Origin of the sequence: Halomonas sp. BN3-1 (assembly GCF_003056325.1) — a bacterium.
Taxonomy (GTDB): domain Bacteria; phylum Pseudomonadota; class Gammaproteobacteria; order Pseudomonadales; family Halomonadaceae; genus Halomonas; species Halomonas litopenaei.
Genome location: NZ_PYVV01000001.1, coordinates 708,945 through 728,155 on the forward strand (window position 1 = coordinate 708,945; position 19,211 = coordinate 728,155).

The window sequence follows — 19,211 nt, forward strand, 5'->3', positions numbered from 1 at the left end:
GGAATTCCTCGTACCGGTCGGGCCCCGTATGGCCCGCTCCCGAGACAGAGTGATGCTCCAGCATGACATCTCTAGGTCAGCGATATGAACAGGCTGTTACGGTGTCGATGGGGCCGGGCGACGGACAAGCGCATTGCGCTTGCGTCGACTCGGCCCGCAGCGCTCAGCGAAGGATGGTGTCCGGGTCGATGGGCTTGCCGCCATGGCGCATGTCGAACAGCAGATCGTGGCGGCCGGTCGAGGCATGCTTGCCGACCACGCATAGTGGGGTGCCGCGGCTGACCTGTTCTCCCTGCTTGACCAGCAGGTCGTCACATAGCGCGTAGACACTCTGCAGGTTATCGGCGTGGTGCACGATCACCACCTGGCCCAGTTGCCGCATGCCGTCGGCGAACCGCACCTGGCCATCGGCAACGGCCTTGGCCCGGGCGCCCTCGTCGGTGGCCAGCAGCATCGGCTGCAGGCTGCCGCGGCTGTCCTTGCCGTAACGGCGAACCACCCGATAGTCGTCCAGCGGCCAGGGCCAGCCACGAGCGTTTGAGGCGACCGGACCGGGATCCGGCAACGAAGCGGAGCGAGAGGGGCTGGACGTGCCTGAGCTGCTGGACGTGCCTGAGCTGCTGGCGACCGATCGGCTGGCCAGCGGCACCTGGATCACCTGGCCGACCTTGAGGTCGGTGGCGCGGACGCCAGGATTGGCACTCTGGATGCGCTGAGCGGTGGTGCCGAAGCGCCTGGCAACGGCGCTATAGGTGTCGCCGGGGCGGATCTGATAGCGATAGGGGCCGCCGGACGGCGCCCGCTCCTGATGAGAGGGCACCAGCAGGCGCTGACCCACGGCCAGGTGGCGGGCGTCGACACCCGGATTGAAGCGCTGCAGCCGCAATAGCGGTACGCCGGCGCGGCGGGCGATGGAGCCGAGGGTGTCGCCGCGCTGCACGCTGATCCAGTCGCCGGCAATGCTGCTGCCGGCGACGCTGGCGCTGCGTTGCGATGACGTCGGGGATGCCCCCTGACCGGCGCAGCCGGCCAGCAGCAGGGCGATCACCAGCGGTGCGAGTCGAGTGAGGCGTCCTTGTTCTGCCACAGGGCGTTGAGCCATGAGTGGAAGCGTTCCTTGTAGTGCGGGTCGTCGTGATAGCGCCCCTCCAGCATCCACGGCGCCACGTCGAGGCGGCGTGCATCAAGGCGAATGGCCTTCTCCTGGCCGCACAGGAAGCGCCAGAAGCTGGGTTGGCTCGACTGGTAGTCGATGGTGAGGTCGATGATGGCGTCGAGACGATCGCCGAGCAGGTTCAGTACCTGGGCGATGCCGCCGGCCTTGGGGCGCAACAGATGGCGAAAGGGGCTTTGCCTGGCCTCGCGCTTGGCCGGGGTGAAACGGGTCCCTTCGACAAAGTTGATGATGGCAATGGGAACGTCGCGGGCACGCTTGCACATGCGCTCGGTGGCCTTGCGATCGCGTTCGGCCAGGCGTGGGTTGGCGGCCAGGCGCTCCTTGCTGTAGCGGCGCATGAAGGGAAACTCCAGTGCCCACCAGGCCATGCCTACTACCGGGATCCAGATAAGCTGCTGCTTGAGAAAGAAGCGTGGCATCGGGATCTTGCGATGAAACGCCATCATCAGCAGGAAGATGTCGGTCCAGCTCCGATGGTTGGACAGCACCAGGTACCAGGCGTCCGGGCTCAGCCCCTCGGGCACCGACATGCGAAGGTCGGGCTTGATCCAGTGACGCATCCACCACAGGTTGAAACCGATCCAGTTGAGGGCGATGGCGTTGAGCCCGGCCAGCACGCGCCGCTGCCAGCGTCGCCCGGGGGTGACCACCTTGAGCAGGGTCAGGATCACCAACGGGATGGTCCAGAATAGCGTGTTGCCAACCAGCAGCAGAACGCTGATCAGGCCCTTGAGGGTCGACATTCCTTGGATAACCTCGCAACAGCAGATAGAGCGGGTGTCGCCTGGCCGTGACAGTGGGCGAGGCAGGCCCGCCAATCCTAATGGATCCGGTGCCGGCTGCCCAGTGCGAGGGTCCACGGCCATGTCAGCGTCATGCTTCTGAGAGGGTCGGTGTCTCGATATTGTCGACCAGTACCTGGAGCATGGCGCGGGCGGCCACCGACAGCTCGTGGGGGTTCCAGGTGACCACCCCCACGGCGCGCTCGATGACGGGATCCTTGAGTGGGCGGCAGACCGCGCCGGCCTCCTGCATCTGACGCAGGCACAGCGAGGGCACGGCGCTGACGCCCAGGCCATTGGCCACCATGCGTCCGACGCTGGCGAGCTGATGGGTCTCGAAGGCTACCTTGAGGGCCCCGTGTCGGGCACCGAGCTGCTGCTCCAGCAGGCGGCGTACCATGGAAGGCCGCTGCAGCGCCACGAAGTCCCAGCTCATCAGGCTTTCCCAGTCGAGGCTTGAATGCTGTACCAGAGGCGAGCGTGGGGGCAGCACGGCCACGAAGCGGTCGTGAAACAGCGGAGTGAAGTGCAGGCTGCCGGTAGCCTCCGGCTCGAAGGCGATGCCCATCTCCACCTGGCGCTGGCGCACCATGTCGATCACCTGCTCGTTGACCACGTCATGTACGGTGACGTTGATACGCGGGTGCTGGCGGTGAAACACCCCCAGCGCCGGGGCCAGCAGATTGCCGGCAAAGGCCGGCATGGCGGCCAGGGAGAGCCGTCCAAGTTGCAGGGTGAAGCGTTGGCGCAGGGCGTCCTCGGTGTTGTCCCATTCCACCAGCAAGCGTTTGGCCAGCGGCACCAGGGACTCACCTTCGGGGGTCAGGCGGACGCTTCGGGTCGTGCGGATCAGCAGTCTACCGCCTAGGCTGTCCTCGAGACCCTTGATCGCCAGGCTCAGCGCCGGCTGGGAGAGGTGGAGCTGTTCACAGGCCTGGGTGAAGCTCAGGGTTCTGGCCACCGCCAGAAAGGCACGCAGTTGCTTGACGGTCACGACATGCTACCAAGGTCAAATTTATTTAAAGATATAAATAATCAATAAAGAAAACAAACTTAACAAATATATGGGGGCGAGCAACACTGCCTTCAGTGCTACCTTGAGGCAGGGCGGGGCACCGGAACGGTGCCGGTTCGCCACCTCTCCTTTCACTTTCATCGACAGACGAGGCGCCCCACATGGCCGGATTCGACAAGCGCGTGTATTCCTATGAAGAGGCGATGGACGGCATCGAGAGCGGTATGACGGTGCTGGCCGGAGGCTTCGGTCTCTGCGGCATTCCGGAGAACCTGATCGCCGAGATCAAGCGTCGCGGGGTCAAGGACCTCACGGTGGTCTCCAACAACTGTGGCGTCGATGGCTTTGGCCTCGGGGTGCTGCTGGAGGATCGTCAGATCAGCAAGATCCTGGCCTCCTACGTGGGCGAGAACGCCCTGTTCGAGCGTCAGATGCTCGACGGCGAGATCAATGTGCAGCTGACCCCGCAGGGGACCCTGGCCGAGAAGATGCGCGCCGGCGGTGCCGGTATTCCCGCCTTCTACACGGCGACCGGCTATGGCACCCCCATCGGTGAGGGCAAGGAAGTGCGCGAGTTCAACGGTCGCCACTATATCCTCGAAGAGGCCATCGTCGGTGACTTCGCCATCGTCAAGGGCTGGAAGGCCGATCGCTACGGCAATGTGGTCTATCGCAAGACCGCCCAGAACTTCAATCCCATGGTCGCCACCGCCGGCAAGATCACGGTGGTCGAGGTCGAAGAGATCGTCGAGCCGGGCGAGCTGGATCCGGCCGAGATCCACACGCCCGGTATCTACGTCGACCGCCTGATCCAGGGCACCTTCGAGAAGCGTATCGAGAAGCGCACCGTACACCAGGGCTGATCAGGCGCATCGCCCTGACGCAACGACTTCTCCAAAGAACAGCAAAGAGGCATCAAGATGGCACTCACTCGTGAACAGATGGCGCAGCGTGTCGCGCGCGAACTCGAAGACGGCTTCTACGTGAACCTGGGCATCGGCATTCCGACCCTGGTGGCAAACTATATTCCGGAAGGCATGGACGTGATGCTGCAGTCCGAGAACGGTCTGCTCGGCATGGGGCGTTACCCCACCGAGGAAGAGGTCGATCCGGACATGATCAACGCAGGCAAGCAGACCGTCACCGCGCGTCCGGGGTCGGCGATCTTTTCCTCGGCGGAGTCCTTCGCGATGATTCGCGGCGGTCACGTCGACCTGACGGTGCTGGGCGCCTTCGAGGTTGACCAGAACGGCAACATCGCTTCCTGGATGATCCCGGGCAAGCTGATCAAGGGCATGGGCGGAGCCATGGATCTGGTGGCGGGTGCCGAAAACATCATCTGCACCATGACCCACGCCTCCAAGGACGGCACCTCCAAGCTGCTGGAGTCCTGCAGCCTGCCGCTGACCGGTGCCGGCTGCATCAATCGTGTGCTGACCGATCTGGCCTATCTGGAGATCGACAACGGCGCCTTTATCCTCAAGGAGCGGGCACCGGGCGTCAGTGTCGAGGAGATCAAGGAAAAGACCGCCGGCAAGCTGATCGTGCCGGATGACGTTCCGGAAATGGTCTTCGACTGACCAAAACGCCCTTTGACGAGCGTCACCCTTGCCGAGCCAGCATGTTCTGCTGGCTGATACCTTGAGCGAGAACAAGGTTTTGGCACCCTCGCAGCGGCCCGGCTTACGCCGGGCCGCTGGCGTTTGCGAGACCCTGTCGTGGTTGCCGAATTTATGACCATCTTGAGTCCGGTGCCGCAGTGATCGGGCTTTTGGACGGTTCAAACGCCTTGATGCACAGCTTTATCCACAGAATCTGTGGATGAACCTCGTGGGAGGGATGGAGACTCGAGCCCTGGCAGGTACAATGCGGCGCCCAGGTCACTGGTCGAGACGGGCTCTCGGCCGGCCATTCGCCATCGCCACGGAGGTCTGTGTTGCGCGCACTCCCTGCCACTCTCCCGGTTCTGTTCCTGTGTGAGATCAGCTTCCTGCTGGGTCACGGTCTGATCATGACCCTGCTCGGGGTCCGCATGTCGCTGGAGGGCTTCCCCTCCCAGATGGCGGGGCTTCTGATGTCGAGCTTCTCGCTGGGGTTCGTGGCCGGAAGCTACTGGCTTGAGAAGCGCATTCGCAGTGTCGGCCATATTCGCGTGTTCGCCGCCTGTGCGGCGTCGCTGGCGGTCACCGCCATGCTTCATGGACTGTGGATCAATCCCTGGGCCTGGCTGGTCTGGCGGCTGATCGGGGGTGGTGCCACGGCGGGCCTGTTGATGGTCATGGAGTCCTGGGTGTCGGGGGAGTCCAGCAACGATAATCGCGGTCGCGTGCTGGGCTGGTACATGGTGATTTCGACCACCTCGCTGGCCGGCGGCCAGTGGATGCTCAACCTGGCCGACCCGGGCGGCCCGGTACTGTTCTCGGTGGTGGGGATGCTGTTTGCGCTGTCGCTGGTCCCGTTGTCGATTCATCGCATACAGGGGCCCAGTCGTCACCACGACGTGACGCCGCGCAAGATTCGTCTGTCGACCCTGTATCGGCGGGCGCCGGTGGGCCTGGTCGGTGCCTTTACCGGCGGCCTGATGGTGCAGGCGTTCTTCGCCATGACTCCGTACTACGGTCAGGAAATCGGCCTGACCACCGCCCAGACCGCCAAGTTCATGGCGGTTACGACTCTGGTGGCGCTGGTCGCCCAGTGGGGGCTGGGACGGGTTTCGGATCGTCTCGACCGGCGTCGCGTCATTCTGTGGATGGCGATCGTGATGACCGTCACCGGTGCTCTGATCTCGGCGGCGGCCGGTGCCAGCTTCTGGCTGCTGCTGGCGATCGCCTGCGGCCACACTGCCATGCTACACACCCTGTACTCGCTCAGTCTGGCCCATACCAATGACTGGCTCGAACCCGAGGAGGTGGTCGCTGCCAATGCCAAGCTGATGATCTGGTACGGCATCGGCTCGGTCATCGGGCCTTTCAGTGCCTCGCTGGTGATGCAGGCGGCGGGTCCCGACGGACTATGGCTGTTTCTTGGCATGGCGGCGTTTGCCCTGGCCATGTTCGTGATGGTCAGGCTCCACGGTGAGCGGGGCAAGTCGGTCGAGCAGGAGCCCTTTGTCGCTCAGCCGGTGATGGAGACTCCGCACTTCGCCGAGATCGACCCCCGCTACGAGCCCCAGCAGCTTGAGCTGGACCTGGAGGGTGAAGAAGAGCACACAGCCGACGCCGCCGGCTGACGCCCGGCGTCAGGTGATTTCGCAGCGGCTGTGGGGTGGCAGCATCACGTCGGCGGTGCGCTGCTGGCCCGCACTGGCCTGTTTTTCCAAGAGCAGCAGGCCGCCGAGCTGCACCCGATGTTCATCTCCCAGGGCGAACGCCAGACGCCGAGAACAGGTCGGGTAGAAGCGGTGTTCGACCATCGCCGACAGGGGGAGCGCCAGATCCTCGTTCTGTCCGGCGTGCAGGCCATGTTGCTGGAGTGCCTGGTCCAGCTCGACCAGGCTTCGGTCGAGTCTGTGGCAATCGAAGGCGACGTGATGCACCCGGGGGCCCATGACCGCCAGCCAGCCGGCCAGTGGATGGGCGCGATGAAGCTGCTGGTAGCTGTCCCAGTCAGGCATCGACCAGGGGCGGTTGGCGCCAAGCAATGGGGTTCGTTCTGCGTTGCCGGTGGCGACCAGCTTCAGCAGAGTATCGCGAGGCTGTCGCGACAGACGGGTGGTCTGCAGCTCGACGATGTTCAGTCTCGGCCCTTCTTCACGGCCGGCGAACAGGCAGGCGAGCAGGCCACGGTCGGGCAGGGCGTAGCGATATAGAGGGCGGTAGCCGTGCCGTTCAAGATCCGGCAACAGGGAGGCCAGGCTCCAGGGGGACTGGCTCACGGTGACCAGCGTGAAGCACTCGACCGGCGCATCCACCGGCCACAGGCGCAGCGCACCGATGTCAGGGTGCTGATGGACGTAGTCCAGCCACAATTGCTGAACGAAGCGCTGCTGCTCTGTCATTGCCGATCCTTGCCTGCCAGGAAGCCTGTTCTGTGAGTATAGGCAGGAAGGAGGGACGATCTTTCAACGACGGGCGAACGTTCAACGGTTTCGGCGGCCAGACGGATGAGGGCAAGGTCTGTTGGCCAGGATGGGCAGGGCAGGTGGCATGACCAGGCGCACGTCTCGTGGGGTCTTCAGCAAGAAAACGGGAAGCCCGTGTGGGCTTCCCGTCTTGTTACCGGCTGTGCCGTCGGTTCAGGCAGGCATCAGCTCATTGTCGCGAACGTACTGGTCGAACTCGGTGAAGCCGCCCACGTGGGTCTGGTCGACGAAGATCTGCGGCACGGTGGTGACCGGCTTGCCGATGGTCTTTTCCATATCGGCCTTGGTGATGCCTTCTTCGTGAATGTCCACGTAGCGGTAGCCCTCGATGCGACCGGCGTCGCTCAGAGAGTTGGCGAGCTCCTTGGCGCGTACGCAGAAGGGGCAGCCGGGGCGACCGAAGATGACAACAATCATGAAAGCTCCTCGCATCGTTGATGCAGTGGGTAGTGTTGAATCAGCGACCTGTCCGATGCCATGCAGCGGGACGGTCAATGAGTAAGTGGATGGCGCGCATTGTGACGGATTGCGTCGCGGAAGGCCAATAGCGTTGCTGAATGCCGTTCGATCGAACACGGCTATCGACATGGCGAAAAGTCGGCGCTCAACCGATACCGATATCGCGCAATTCCCCTGCGTCGGCCTGGCGCAGCAGCTCTCCGAGTTCGTCGAAGATCGCCGGGGCGCTGACCAGCAGGTTCTCGCCGTAAAGGTCCTCGGGCAGGCCCTCCGGGCAGGGATACAGGTGCCCGGTGCGGGCGCCGGCCTCTCGGGCGATCAGCCAGCCTGCGGCGAAATCCCAGGGAGAGACGGTTTCGTAGTAGGCGTCCAGGCGGCCACAGGCGACATCGCACAGATCCAGGGCGGCGGCGCCGTTGCGACGCACATCGCGACAGTGGTGAAGCACCGCGCCAAGGCGTCGCATCAGAGGCAGTCGGCTATCACGCCGGTACGGAAAGCCGGTACCGACCAGGCTCTGCTCGAGGGACTCGCTCTGGCTTGCGCTGATCGACTGTCCATTGCGCCAGGCACCCTTGTCGCGTATCGCGGTGAAGGTCTCGCCGAGGAAGGGGGCATGGACCACGCCCAATTGGGTGACGCCATCCTTGACGTAGGCGATGGACACCGCCACATGGAAAAGTCCGTGGGCAAAATTGACGGTACCATCGATGGGATCGACCACCCACAGGGCGCCATCTTCTTCCACGGCATCCTTGTCGGGGGCCAGCTCCTCGCTGAGGCGGTCCTCGCCGGGGAAGGCCGATTCCAGGCGTTCGGTGATCATGGTGTCCACCGCCACGTCGGTATCGGTGACCAGCTCCTGGCCTTCCTTGAAGTGATGCTTGAGGTCGTCACCTTCGCGGGCATCGCGGATCATCTTGCCAGCCGCCGTGGCGATGTCGATGGTGGCTTCCAGACGTTCCTCGAGGGTCATGGGCGACTCCTTGCAGGGGGAGGGATTTTGGCTGAAGTCTAACATTCCCGTTCGGCGCGTGCCTGTGGGTGTCGAGGACAGTAACGGGGTATCAAGGGTTCAACAGTGACAGGAAGGTGTGATGTCTGCGTTATCGATGGAGCAGTACCGGCGGCTGGAACGTCTTGCCAGGGAATTCAGTGATCGTCACCTGCGAGCGTTCAAGGCGCGTCCGGAGTTTCACCCCCGGCTTGCGGTGGATGCCTTGTGTTTTGCGCCCTGTCCTGGCCGGCCTGGATGGCTGGTTGGCGCCTGGCTGACGCCCTGCGACCTGTCGCTGGCGCTGGTGCGGGAATCCGCCGAGGCGTGCGATACGGACACGGCTGGGCCTCAGGTGCTGGAGCTGCCAAGGGGGGAATTCGAGCTGGAGCCGGAAATCATGGCCGGGGACATATTGTGGCGCTGCCTGCTATTGAACGACCTTGGCGATGTCGACGACATGGGCGAGGCCTGTCGCCTGGCACAGCGGCTGATGGACAAGGTGATGACGGCCCCCGAGTGAGTCGACATGATAGCAGTCACTGTCCGGGGGCATGGCTGTGGGTGGCTTTGTTACATTATTGATAAAAGTGCTGTCTTGGTCGTGACTTTATATCGTTTTTATCAGTGAATTCCTGGTAATGGTTGATTGATATATTTTTATTTATTGGCTCAATGTACAGCTTACTACAATAAATATTGAAATAGAGACTATGAGGAGATAGCCTGATGCAAGGCTGTGACATCGCGATGGTGTGCCTTGTTCGCTTGTTGGACGCTTGTAGAGTTCGACCAAGAGCTGTGCAAAGAGGGCCCCGATACTGGTCAGGGAAATCATGAAAAAACCAAGCTGGAATTCGTCTATACCAAGCTGGTCGGTCAAGGGATAGACTAGCGGTGTCAAGATGATCAGTGCAGCGACGGCTCTTGTCAAACAGGCTGTCACCACCACCGCAGTAGCAACGATAAGTAGTGTGGAGTAGGTGGTGCTGTCAAGGGAAAGCGCTGTTTCGATAATGCGGTCCGAAATTCCAGAGTGCTGAAGACTCGCGTTGAGTAATCCGGAAAATCCAATTGTTACTATTATCACAGATGAGGTTATTGATGATTGAATCAAGATTCTGCGTATGTCGCGTAGCGCTAAGGTTCTATGGATAAATAATGCTCCGAGTAAAGCATGGATGACAGCCAGCATCGCTGCTTCCGAAAAACGGAATATGTAGGAGCTTACCCCACCAATCACAATCAAGGGTATCGCTAGATCCCATATGGCAGAAAATACTGAAAACAGAAAAGAGGGCGAACGGAGGTTTCCATCATGGTATGAGCGTGAATGAGTGTTCTGATATGTACAGATGATGGTCAGAATGGCGGATAGCACGAGTATTGCTGGAACCAGCTTTGGATACACGTCACTGGCTAGCATGTAAGAGACTGATATAAAAACGGCAGCAAGAACCGATAGCGCTGTAAATGCACTCACAATTGTCGGGACAGCTCTATTGGTTCGGTATTGCGGTGCGTGGCCAAGGTTGTTTGACGTGCCTGATAACAATTGCGTGACAGGCCCATGACTACTTGCAGTGTCTGGTTCGGATGTCGTGTCTGAAACCGTCTGCGACAGAGGGGTAGCGTCTTTCACGATGCCGAAGACGCCAAAGGTGAGACTCTTCAAGCTGGCACTGACTCTTCCATGAGTGATGAGATCTCCGGTTACGATGAGTAAAGGGATGGCTTCCAACTGCAGACTCTGCATATTGTGCAAGAACTGAAAAGTGACTAGTTTATAAGGGAGGTCTTGCGTCTCGATTAGACCAACGCCCACTATTCCTATCACGAAGATGACGGGAACTCCAAGCACTAGAAGTTCTGCCAGGACAGCAAACACCAGACTCAAGGGGGTCATTGAGTGATCGCCTCAGTTGGTGGTGTGGTAAACCATGCTCGTGAAAATGCAATCAAGGAGGTGTAGCTCATCATCATAAACATGATAGGTAGCATTATCTGGCCCAAGGTGCGGAGATTTCCCTCATGAAATATGTGTTCTATGTTTGCAAGCTGAAGGTTTTCATGGAAAAGGTAGGTTAGTATGATCATGATCTTCATTGTCGCTAATTGAGCGAGAATCATGATCTTGTTCCTTGCACTATCGGGGAGCGTGTTCGCGATGTATGTAAGGGCGAAATAGCACCCCCGTCGATGAGCCATTGTTGCTCCTGGAAGCACGATGCAGATTGTGAGCAAATCAACGAGTCCAAATGGATAGTTGATTGTATTGAGGAAAAGTCGGTAAACTGCTCCAAAAGCGATCAGCAGGAATAGGCTGATCATTGCAATAAGAATCAGGTATCCAGTCATTCTATCGATTTCCTGATCTATTTTTTGCATCGCTATCAACATGGCGAATGTGTTCTCGTCTGGTTGGATGGAATTGATGATTTCCTTGGACAGCGTTGGAAAGTGTTGTTTGATAAAAGGTTTGTGTTGTCGGTAGGGTCAGAATATTTAATGGAAGGGGTGTGGCGTAAATACATTCTGTCCATATCCCGCTCCCTGTTTATGATTTACGCGCAAATTTTATACTCTTGAAAGACAACTTCCCTGCCGTGGAAATAAAAGAGGTATCTCCTGCGTGCGACAAGGGTCGTGGGGGGATCGTGTTATCCCGATGTTGTCAGGTCAACAAATACTTATGCTTTGATATGATGTGGATCAATAGCAGCGCACGGCTGCATATATGTTGTGCTCAGCTAAATATACATATTGAGTTTCAGGCCGGTCTGCAGACGATGTACTGTCGTCTGCCTGTGGCCAGGAATCCTGTCGCTTGGCACAGCGGCTGATGGACAAGGTGATGACGGCCCCCGAGTGAGCGATCGAGACCTTTGTCCGGCTGGCGCTGCAATGCAGCACTAGCATATGCTGGGATGCTGATGTAGGCGTTGGCAGGAATCACCATCAGAAAGACGCCACCCGTTCGACGGGTGATGTGTTGCAGACCCAGAGGAGAGCAATAGTGAGCGATCATTCCACTCCCAGAGTTGCCCTGGTGACCGGCACCAGCAGCGGCATCGGTGCGGCGGTCGTCGCCCATCTGCGTGCTCAGGGGCATCAAGTCCTGGCGGTCGACTTCAACCCGGCCGGACGGGAGGTGGCCGAGGCCGAGGGTGCGGTCTTCCACGAGGCCGATCTGACCCAGGCCGAGGCCTGTCGCGGCGCCGTCGATGAAGCCCTGAGGCGTTTCGGGCGGCTGGATATTCTGGTCAACAACGCCGGCATCCAGCACGTCGCTCCCATCGAGGAGTTCCCCCAGGAAAAATGGCGTCAGATCATCGATCTGATGCTGACCGCGCCCTTCCTGCTGACCCAGGCGGCCTGGCCGTCGATGCGCGAGAATGGTTGGGGGCGCATCGTCAATATCGCCTCGGTCCATGCCCAGGTGGCCTCGCCCGGCAAGGCCGCCTACATCAGCGCCAAGCATGGCATGATCGGGCTGACCAAGACGGCTGCGCTGGAAGGCGGCGCCCAGGGCATCACCGCCAACGCCCTGTGTCCGGCCTACGTCAAGACGCCACTGGTGGACAATCAGATCGCCGACCAGGCCAGACTCCATGGGATGGAGGAGCAGGAGGTGATCGAGCAGATCATGCTCAAGAATGCCGCCGTGAAGCGCTTGATCGACCCCTCCGAGGTGGCGAGCCTGGTCGGGTATCTTGCCTCGGATGCGGCCGGTGCAGTCACCGGCGCCAGCTGGAATATCGATCTGGGCTGGACCGCCCAGTAGAGCACGCTGTTGCAGAGCCTCCGTTGCAGAGCCTCTGTTGCAGACCCCCTGGCGCTTGGCCCTTCGTGTTGAGAGTCTGGGCGTAAAATGCACGGGCGCAAAGACCTCTGATCTAGAGGCGCCTGGCGCAATGAAGGACGGTAGGGAAGGCCGGTAGAGAGAAGGACGGTAGAGAAGGACGGAGAGACACCCGACGTCGGGCATGCACTAGCGTGCTGAGCTCAAACAAGAGACGCAGCCCTTGGGCTGCGTCTCTTTTGTATCGGGTGTCCGCTGTATCGGGCGTCTGCTTTAGCGCGGGGCTACTGTCTCGAGAGCTATCACCAGCGGCGTACGAAGGTTTCATCAACGCCGGACAGGGCGCTTCTGCAACTTTCGCTGCAGGGTGCGACGGTGCATGCCGAGCGCCCTGGCGGTGGCCGAGATGTTGCCGTCGTGTTCCTGCAGCACCTTCTGGATATGCTCCCAGGTCAGGCGGTTGATCGACGGCGGGTTGTCTGCCACCTCGGTCTCGGGATTGCCCTCACGCTGTTCCAGGGCGCTGAGTACCTCGTCAGCGTCCACTGGCTTGCACAGGTAGTTGACCGCCCCGAGCTTGATCGCCTCCACCGCTGTGGCGATGCTGGAGTAGCCGGTCAGCACCACGATGCGGCAGTCGGGAACCACCTCCAGCAGTTCGGGCAACAGCTTCAACCCCGAGTCCTGGTCGAGCTTGAGGTCCAGGGTGGCGACCTCAGGCTGGTGGCGACGCGCCAGTTCCAGCGCCTGGGTGGCGTCATGGGCCACCTCGACCTCGTGGCCGCGGCGCTGCATGGCACGTTCGAGTACGTGGCAAAAGACCTCATCGTCATCGATGATCAGTAGCCGGTGTGCGGTGTCTTGCATGATGTCCTCGTGAATGGAGACTCAGCCGACGCGGGGCAGGGTGACCTCGGTCAGGGTGCCGCCGTCGTGATGATTATACAGACTGACGCCCCCGCCGAAGCGATTGATGGTGGCATGGGTCAGGAACAGGCCGATTCCCAGTCCCTTGCTCTTGGTCGACACGAAGGTCTCGCCGAGCTGGTCGGCGATCGACATGGGGATGCCTGGCCCATGATCGCGGATATCGATGATCACCTTGTCGGCGGTCCAGTCGAGCTGGATCTCGATATCGTCTGGCTGGGCGTCGGCGGCGTTGTTCAGCAGGTTGGTCAGCGCCTGGTCCAGGGTGGTATCCACCGCGATCGATGGCTGGCCGCGTCTGCGTGCGACCTCAAGGCGATGGGTAACGTCCGGGCGCAGCACCAGCCAGCGGTCGATCACGCCGTCGAGCCAGCTCTGGGCGTCGCGGGTCTCCGGCTCGTCCTTGCGCCGGAGGTCGGCGCTTTCGACCAGGTTGCGCAGGCGCGCCTTGCAGGTGTCAACCTGCTGGCGCAAGAGGTCGATATCTTCCACCAGCCTGGGGTCGTCGTGATGTTCGTTCTTGAGTTCGGACAGCACTACCGCCATGGTCGACAGCGGCGTGCCGAGTTCGTGGGCGGTGCCGGCGGCCTGGGTCGCCACCGCCAGGACCTGCTCCGAGCGTAGCGCCGCCTCGCGAGTCCGAGCCAGGGTCTGGTCGCGATGGCGCAGGGCGTGGGCCATCTTGTAGATGAAGAAGGTCACCAGGCCTGCCGACAGGAAGAAGTTGAGCCACATGCCGAGCACGTGAAGGTTGACGCTGGAGGCATAGTGGGAGCCCAGCTGTGGCACCGGATGGTAGACCACCATCAGGGCGCTGTAGGCGGCCATGGCGGTGAGTGCCAGTATCCAGGCGTGACGCCAGGGCAGGGTGGCAGCGGCGATGGTCACCGGCACCAGATAGTAGGTGATGAAGGGATTGGTCGCACCGCCGGTAAAGTAGAACAGCAGGGTCAGCCCGGCCACGTCCAGCAGCAGGTGGATCAGGTACTCGTGATGGCTGACATCCCTGGGCCGGCCCAGGCGCCACCAGGTGGCGATATTGATCAGGCCCATGGCGACGATCACCGCGATCACCGCAGGAACGTCGAGGGCGAAGTCCAGCAGCTCGATGCCGACGATGATCGCGACCAGAAAACCGGTCCAGGTGATGCCGCGTACAAAGGTCAGGCGGATCAGATTGCGGTTGGGCGTCGACAGTGGCAATGGAAGGGCGGCAGGCATGATCTCTCCCTCGATGAGTGGCGGCATGATAGCGCATCGCAGGCCCGACCGTCGTGGGGCGCGCGCAACAGGCCTGGCGCCCGAATCGGCGGGTTCGGCCTGGGGTCATGCGCACCAGGGATAAAGTCGTTGGCGGCGAGCGATTGCGTCGTGCCCTCGGCTGGGCAACAGTGGCAGGAGCCTGTGCAGCGAAGACGCCAGGTGGTGTCTTCGACGTGACTGTCGGCTTGAGCACACTGCCAAGTGGCTTTATCGGCATGCGTTGACACAGCGCTTCATCGGCAAAGGGCGCGGTCTGAACAAGGGAATGGATGGAATGCTGAAGCGACTGCTACCAATCGTGGTTCTGGCGATCGGCGTGGGTGGGTTCTGGCTGTTGAAGGTGACGCGGCCGGCGCCGCCTCCGGTAACGGTGGAAGAGCGAGAGTGGCCGGTCGCCGCCATGACGCTGTCGCTGGGCCGCCACGCACCGACCCTGGCGCTCTACGGCGAGGTGCTGGCGCCGGATCGCCTGAGGCTGGTGGCGTCGCTGGATGGCCACGTCGGGCAGCGCCCGGTACGTGATGGTGACCGGGTCGAAGAGGGCGACCTGCTGGTAGCTCTGGCCGAGGAAGACGTGGTGCCGGTGGTGACGCGGGCCGAGGCGGAGGTGGCACGGCTGGAGGCCGAGATCGAGGCGGAAAAGATCCGCTTCGAGAGCGATCGACAGGCGCTGGCTCGGGAACAGTCGCTGCTCGACAACGCCCGCAGTCAGCTCGAGCGTATGCGCTCCCTGGTGCGGCGTAATCTGGCCTCCCGGGCCGAGCTTGACGCCGACGAGAACGAAATCGCTCGAGCCCAGGTGACGCTGGTCAGTCGCCAGGGCGAACTCGACGGACACCCGGCCAGGCTGGCCAGTCTCGAGGCCCAGCGGCGCCAGGCCGAGGCGTCGCTGGCCGAAGCCCGTCGCGATGCGCGAAGGGCTCGGGCCGAAGCGCCTTTCGCCGGTATCGTCACCGCTGTTGAAGTCGCGCCGGGCGACCGGGTGCGCGAGGGCGACGCCCTGCTCGATCTGATCCCGCTCGATGGTCTCGAGGTGCGTGCCCGGGTGCCCAGGGGCGTGCAGTCCGAACTGGTGTCGAGCCTGGCCGATGGCGCTCGCCCTGAGGCCGTCGACGACGAGGGAGGGCGCTATCGGCTGAGGGCACTGTCGGGCCAGGGGGACCCCGCCGGCACCGAGGCCATCCTCGAGGTGGTGTCCTCACCGGCCCGTCTGCGGCCTGGTTCGCTGGTATCGCTGTCGCTTGCCCGTCCCGAGGTGGCCGACAGTGCGGCGATACCCTTCAGCGCCCTGTACGGTGCCGATCGGATCTACGTCATCGAACAGGGGCGCCTGCGGCCGATTGAGGTCAGGCGACACGGCGAGACCAGCGGGCCTGACGGGGGCTCCTGGGTGATCGTCAGCGGTGAGGGTCTGGCCGACGGCCAGCGCCTGGCCACCACCCATCTGCCCAACGCCATCGAAGGATTGAGAGTGGTGGACCTGGCTGGCCAGAGGTCTGGTGAGTCTGTGAGCTCACCGTCCGCGGGCGACGATGTTCGGGCGGAGACCGGCCCGTGAGCGAAGATACCCAACCGAATGCCCCCAGAGGCCCGATTGGCTTCTTTGTCCGCCACCGGGTCGCGGCCAACCTGGTAATGCTGGTGATGCTGATCGGCGGCGCCCTGGGGCTGTCGCGGATGAACATCCAGTTCTTCCCCGATTTTGCGCTGGACATCGTCTCGGTGCAGACCGTCTACAGCGGCGCCTCGGCCGAAGACGTGGAGCAGGGCATCACCATCCCGCTGGAGCAGCGCCTGCGCAATCTCGATGGCCTGAAGCGGATGACCTCGACTTCGGCCCAAGGGGTGTCGAGCATTACCCTGGAGTTCTACGAGGGTACCGACCCGGTATTGGCGCTGGACGATGTGCGCGAGCAGGTCGATGGCTTCACCAACCTACCCGGGGACGCCGAGGAGCCGCGCGTTGCGCGGGCCCAGAACTTCGAGCCGGTGGCCCGCCTGATACTGTCCGGTGACGTCGATCGCGAGGCGCTGCGTCGGCTGGCCCGCCGCTTCGAGGACGAGCTGCTGTCGGCCGGGATCGATCGGGTCGAGCTGGTCGGGCTGCCGGAGCAGCAGATCAGCGTGGAGGTACCGGTGGAGCGGCTCGGCGAGCTGGACCTGAGCCTGCCGGAGATCGCCGAGCGCATCGAGGGACTGTCGCTGGACCTGCCCGCGGGGCTGCTTGGCAGTCAGGACGGCGAGCGCGAGCTGCGCGCGGTGGAACAGCGCCGCAGCGCCGAGGAGTTCGCCGATATCGCGGTGCGCGGGGGCCAGCGGGTGCGTCTGGCGCTCGGTGATATCGCGGTGATCCGCCAGGAGAACCGTCCGCGTCAGGTGGAGGTGCTCCACCATGGACAGCCGGCGGTGGAGCTGATGCTGCAGCGCTCGGAGAGCGGCAACTCACTGGCCGCCGCCGAGGTGCTCAATGGCTGGCTGGAGCAAACCCGCGCGGAACTGCCCGAGAGCATCACGCTGGAGGTACACGACGAGACCTGGCAGCTGATCGCCGATCGCATCGGTCTGCTGATCAACAATGGCCTGGGCGGGCTGGTGCTGGTACTGGCGCTGTTGTACCTGTTCCTGCCGGCGCGGGTGGCCTTGTGGGTGGCCATCGGTATTCCCACCGCCTTTCTCGGCGCACTGGCGGTGTTCTGGGGCATCGGCGGCTCGGTCAACATGATCTCGCTGTTTGCCCTGATCATGGCGTTGGGGGTGATCGTTGACGACGCCATCGTCGTCGGCGAGGACGCCGATGCTCACTTTCGCGCAGGCGAGGCGGCACGCCTGGCCTCGGCGGGTGCGGCCCGCAGGATGCTGTGGCCGGTGGTGGCGTCGTCCTTGACCACCGTGGCGGCCTTCATGCCGCTGTTGATGGTGGGGGGAATCATCGGCAACATCCTGCGCGACATTCCGGTGGTGATGATCTGCGTGCTGGTGGCCTCCTTGCTTGAGTGCTTCGTGGTGCTGCCGGCCCACCTGCGCAACGCCTTCTCGCCTCGTGCCGGCGGCGAGCGCCGTCCGGGACCGCTGGGGCGCCTGCGAGGTGCCTTCGACGGCGGCTTCGATCGTTTTCGCCAGGGGCCCTTCCGACGCTTCTCCGCCAGCACCCTGCGCCATCGGGCGCTGACCTTGAGCGCAGCGCTGGCGCTGGTGCTGGTGACGGTGGGACTCCTGGCGGGCGGGCGTCTGGCGTTCAATTTCTTCCCCACGCCGGAGCCGAATATCCTCTACGCCAACCTGAGCTTCGTCACCGGCACCTCTCGAGATAGGGTCGAGGACTATCTGGCCACCATGCAAAAGGCCCTCGATGACACCGAAGAGGCCCTCGGCGGGGATCTGGTGCGCAGCGCCGTGGTGCGCGTGGGTGGCACCCTGTCCGCCGACGCCAGCGGGCGTACCGGTGACAATGTCGGCTCGATCATGGTCGAGCTGGTGCCGTCAGACCGGCGCTCGGTGCGCAATCTGCCGTTTATCCGTGCCTGGCGAGAGCGTCTGTCCGAGGTCCCGGGACTCGACACCCTGTCCATCGTCGAGCGCAGCGGCGGGCCGCCGGGGCGTGACGTCAACGTGCGCCTGGTCGGCGAGTCCGCCGAGTCGCTGAAGCGGGCGGCGGAATCACTGACCCGCAGCCTCGGACAGTTGCCCGGGGTGCTGGAGCCCGAGGACGACATGCCCTGGGGGCGCGAACAACTGATCTACTCGGTCAACGCCTATGGTCAGGCGCTGGGCCTGACCACCCGGGAACTCGGGCGCCAGTTGCGGGCAGCCTTCGATGGCGTGCTGGTGCAGACCTATCAGGACGGTGCCGACGAGATCGAGGTGCGGGTGCTGCTGCCGCAGGACCAGCGTGAGCACCTGGCGACCCTGCCGCGGCTGATGGTGCGAGTGGACGATGGCCGCCTGGTGCCATTGGACCAGGTGATGGCGCTGGATCACCGCCAGGGCTTCGAGGCGCTGCGTCACGCCGATGGGCGTCTGGCCGTCGAAGTCAGCGCCGACCTCGACACCGAGGTGACCAACACCGCCACGGTGGTCGAGGCGCTGCAAGCCGAGGTGCTGCCGGCGCTGACCGAGCGCTACCACCTGAGCTACACCTTCGAGGGCCAGGCGGCGGACCAGCGCGATACCTTCGCCGACATGCGCACCGGCCTGATCATCGGGCTGGGCCTGATGTACGTGGTACTGGCCTGGGTATTTGCCTCCTGGAGCCTGCCGCTGATCGTGATGGCGACCATTCCGCTGGCGCTGGTGGGAGCCCTGCTGGGCCATTGGGTGATGGGGCTGGATCTCACCATCCTGTCGATGTTCGGGCTGTTCGGGCTGTCCGGGATCGTGGTCAACAACGCCATTATCCTGGTGACCTTCTATCGCCATGAGCGCGACGCCGGGCGGGGTATCGACGCAGCCCTCAACGAGGCGGTGGTGCAGCGGGTCAGGGCCATGTTCCTGACATCCCTGACGACCATCGGTGGACTGACCCCACTGCTGTTCGAGACCTCGCTGCAGGCCCAGTTCCTGATCCCCATGGCGGTGACCATCGCCTTCGGCCTCGGTGTCTCGACCCTGCTGGTGCTGGCGGTGATCCCGGTACTGCTGAGCTACCTGGAACACCTCAAGGCCGCGCTGGCCTCACGGACATCACGTCACACCACGTCTGAGGGCTAGGCCG

The 19,211-nt window shown here is 62.7% G+C and carries 17 protein-coding genes; 7 read left to right on the plus strand and 10 right to left on the minus strand.

Going from position 1 to position 19,211, the window contains the following annotated elements; all coding sequences use genetic code 11:
• Window positions 1–163 precede the first annotated feature (163 nt).
• The 3 genes from C9F12_RS02915 to C9F12_RS02925 form a co-directional block, all read right to left on the minus strand.
• Window positions 164–1,102, minus strand: coding sequence for a LysM peptidoglycan-binding domain-containing protein (locus C9F12_RS02915; RefSeq protein WP_083970213.1), 939 nt, complete (start codon window positions 1,100–1,102; stop codon window positions 164–166).
• Window positions 1,045–1,920: an acyltransferase gene (locus C9F12_RS02920; protein ID WP_045991474.1), complete on the minus strand. Its 876-nt coding sequence runs from the start codon at window positions 1,918–1,920 to the stop codon at window positions 1,045–1,047. Before C9F12_RS02920 ends, C9F12_RS02915 begins: the two co-directional genes overlap by 58 nt.
• Window positions 1,921–2,050: 130 nt before the next feature.
• Window positions 2,051–2,953 (minus strand): LysR family transcriptional regulator, encoded by a 903-nt coding sequence (locus C9F12_RS02925; RefSeq protein ID WP_045991473.1) that lies wholly within the window; start codon window positions 2,951–2,953, stop codon window positions 2,051–2,053.
• A gap of 182 nt (window positions 2,954–3,135) precedes the next feature.
• On the opposite strand from C9F12_RS02925, the gene C9F12_RS02930 reads away from it, so the two are divergent.
• The 3 genes from C9F12_RS02930 to C9F12_RS02940 all read left to right on the plus strand — a co-directional run bounded on the left by C9F12_RS02930 (window position 3,136) and on the right by C9F12_RS02940 (window position 6,203).
• Window positions 3,136–3,837 carry a CoA transferase subunit A gene (locus C9F12_RS02930; protein ID WP_108447904.1) on the plus strand — a complete coding sequence of 234 codons (702 nt, stop codon included), beginning with the start codon at window positions 3,136–3,138 and terminating at the stop codon, window positions 3,835–3,837.
• A 57-nt stretch (window positions 3,838–3,894) separates the two neighbouring features.
• Window positions 3,895–4,554 carry a CoA transferase subunit B gene (locus C9F12_RS02935; RefSeq protein WP_045991471.1) on the plus strand — a complete coding sequence of 220 codons (660 nt, stop codon included), beginning with the start codon at window positions 3,895–3,897 and terminating at the stop codon, window positions 4,552–4,554.
• 356 nt (window positions 4,555–4,910) lie between these two features.
• Window positions 4,911–6,203, plus strand: a complete 1,293-nt coding sequence (locus C9F12_RS02940) for an MFS transporter (protein WP_108447905.1) — start codon at window positions 4,911–4,913, stop codon at window positions 6,201–6,203.
• A gap of 9 nt (window positions 6,204–6,212) precedes the next feature.
• Here C9F12_RS02940 and C9F12_RS02945 read toward each other — a convergent pair whose 3' ends face one another.
• The 3 genes from C9F12_RS02945 to C9F12_RS02955 form a co-directional block, all read right to left on the minus strand.
• Window positions 6,213–6,971, minus strand: a complete 759-nt coding sequence (locus C9F12_RS02945) for a DUF1338 family protein (protein WP_108447906.1) — start codon at window positions 6,969–6,971, stop codon at window positions 6,213–6,215.
• Window positions 6,972–7,208: 237 nt separating this feature from the next.
• Window positions 7,209–7,472 (minus strand): GrxA family glutaredoxin, encoded by a 264-nt coding sequence (locus C9F12_RS02950; RefSeq protein WP_045991468.1) that lies wholly within the window; start codon window positions 7,470–7,472, stop codon window positions 7,209–7,211.
• Window positions 7,473–7,659: 187 nt separating this feature from the next.
• Window positions 7,660–8,490: an inositol monophosphatase family protein gene (locus tag C9F12_RS02955; protein WP_045991467.1), complete on the minus strand. Its 831-nt coding sequence runs from the start codon at window positions 8,488–8,490 to the stop codon at window positions 7,660–7,662.
• A 121-nt stretch (window positions 8,491–8,611) separates the two neighbouring features.
• On the opposite strand from C9F12_RS02955, the gene hybE reads away from it, so the two are divergent.
• Window positions 8,612–9,031 (plus strand): [NiFe]-hydrogenase assembly chaperone HybE, encoded by a 420-nt coding sequence (gene hybE, locus C9F12_RS02960; protein WP_108447907.1) that lies wholly within the window; start codon window positions 8,612–8,614, stop codon window positions 9,029–9,031.
• Between the two features lie 141 nt (window positions 9,032–9,172).
• Here the strand turns inward: hybE and C9F12_RS02965 are convergent, their stop codons facing one another.
• Both C9F12_RS02965 and C9F12_RS02970 read right to left on the minus strand, forming a co-directional pair.
• Window positions 9,173–10,414, minus strand: a complete 1,242-nt coding sequence (locus tag C9F12_RS02965) for a TRAP transporter large permease subunit (RefSeq protein ID WP_108447908.1) — start codon at window positions 10,412–10,414, stop codon at window positions 9,173–9,175.
• A complete protein-coding gene (locus C9F12_RS02970) occupies window positions 10,411–10,866 on the minus strand; it encodes a hypothetical protein (protein WP_162816374.1) in 456 nt (151 codons plus the stop codon). The genes C9F12_RS02965 and C9F12_RS02970 overlap by 4 nt, the downstream gene beginning before the upstream one ends.
• Window positions 10,867–11,521: 655 nt before the next feature.
• On the opposite strand from C9F12_RS02970, the gene C9F12_RS02975 reads away from it, so the two are divergent.
• On the plus strand, window positions 11,522–12,292 hold the full coding sequence (locus tag C9F12_RS02975; RefSeq protein WP_108447995.1) for a 3-hydroxybutyrate dehydrogenase: 771 nt from the start codon (window positions 11,522–11,524) through the stop codon (window positions 12,290–12,292).
• A gap of 345 nt (window positions 12,293–12,637) precedes the next feature.
• On the opposite strand, the gene C9F12_RS02980 is transcribed toward C9F12_RS02975, so the two are convergent.
• Both C9F12_RS02980 and C9F12_RS02985 read right to left on the minus strand, forming a co-directional pair.
• A complete protein-coding gene (locus C9F12_RS02980) occupies window positions 12,638–13,177 on the minus strand; it encodes a response regulator transcription factor (protein WP_045991464.1) in 540 nt (179 codons plus the stop codon).
• Window positions 13,178–13,198: 21 nt separating this feature from the next.
• Complete coding sequence (locus C9F12_RS02985) at window positions 13,199–14,458, minus strand: ATP-binding protein (RefSeq protein WP_045991463.1); 1,260 nt, start codon at window positions 14,456–14,458, stop codon at window positions 13,199–13,201.
• A gap of 316 nt (window positions 14,459–14,774) precedes the next feature.
• Here C9F12_RS02985 and C9F12_RS02990 point away from each other — a divergent pair, with 316 nt between their 5' ends.
• Together C9F12_RS02990 and C9F12_RS02995 are read left to right on the plus strand one after the other, a co-directional pair.
• Window positions 14,775–16,058: an HlyD family efflux transporter periplasmic adaptor subunit gene (locus tag C9F12_RS02990; RefSeq protein WP_108447910.1), complete on the plus strand. Its 1,284-nt coding sequence runs from the start codon at window positions 14,775–14,777 to the stop codon at window positions 16,056–16,058.
• Window positions 16,055–19,207, plus strand: a complete 3,153-nt coding sequence (locus C9F12_RS02995) for an efflux RND transporter permease subunit (protein ID WP_240184146.1) — start codon at window positions 16,055–16,057, stop codon at window positions 19,205–19,207. The genes C9F12_RS02990 and C9F12_RS02995 overlap by 4 nt, the downstream gene beginning before the upstream one ends.
• The last annotated feature ends 4 nt before the right edge of the window (window positions 19,208–19,211 follow it).